This window comes from Klebsiella sp. S69 (assembly GCF_016516145.1).
GTDB lineage: Bacteria > Pseudomonadota > Gammaproteobacteria > Enterobacterales > Enterobacteriaceae > Klebsiella > Klebsiella oxytoca.
In genome coordinates this window covers 1-604 of record NZ_JACVUU010000083.1, presented here as the reverse complement: position 1 = coordinate 604, position 604 = coordinate 1, and the positions used below count along the sequence as shown (strand labels likewise).

Annotated in this window: 1 protein-coding gene; it reads left to right on the top strand. The window is 54.1% G+C overall.

The genetic code is table 11. The annotated features are described in order from the left end of the window. The first annotated feature begins 158 nt into the window (after nucleotides 1-158). Nucleotides 159-440, top strand: coding sequence for a cytoplasmic protein (locus IAE27_RS29325; protein ID WP_200093434.1), 282 nt, complete (start codon nucleotides 159-161; stop codon nucleotides 438-440). Nucleotides 441-604 lie beyond the last annotated feature (164 nt).

Below are 604 nucleotides of genomic sequence, written 5' to 3'. Positions count from 1 at the left end.
CGTCCTCGCTTCGCTGCGGGGGTCTCCGGCGCTTTGCGCCTCCCATGCGCTCACGCGCATTTTAAAACTCCGTGCGGAGTGTATTTAAGACTTTATAAACTCAACAAAATCATGTGATTGTGGTAAAGTGGCGCTGGAGATTCTGACCGGAGGCCGTTATGCGTGTTGCTGACCGCATTATCATGGATGCCCTTGTGCGTGGAGGATGCATTAAAACCTTTTACCGTATGTGCGCCAAAAAAGCCGCTCAGTCAGAGGCGCGGGTACCTGACGGCTATGTTCTGGAATCTCCCGGCGAACGGGAAGATATCGTGCTCTCTCACGCTGATTTTCACGCGCTGGAGAAGCAGCTGGAGCTGAAGGAAACCTGGGAACAGACAGTCGGTGCGGCCTGCTTCGGCGGGGCAACCTGGCAGTTGCGTGATGAGCTGAAGTGTTAGCCACTCAACGGTGAATTAAAGTAAGGGATGAATATCAGTAAAGGGAGTCTGCCGGTATGGCAATGACAGACAGAACCGGCCATCTGGCATGGTGTGCATTGGTGGCGCTTGCCCTGGCCAGACAGGATAGTGGCGTTCTCTCGCCGGCACAGGAAAATCTCTTT

Bases quoted from the DNA above. Each gene is read 5' to 3' on its own strand.
- IAE27_RS29325 (WP_200093434.1), top strand. From the start codon at position 159: ATGCGTGTTGCTGACCGCATTATCATGGATGCCCTTGTGCGTGGAGGA.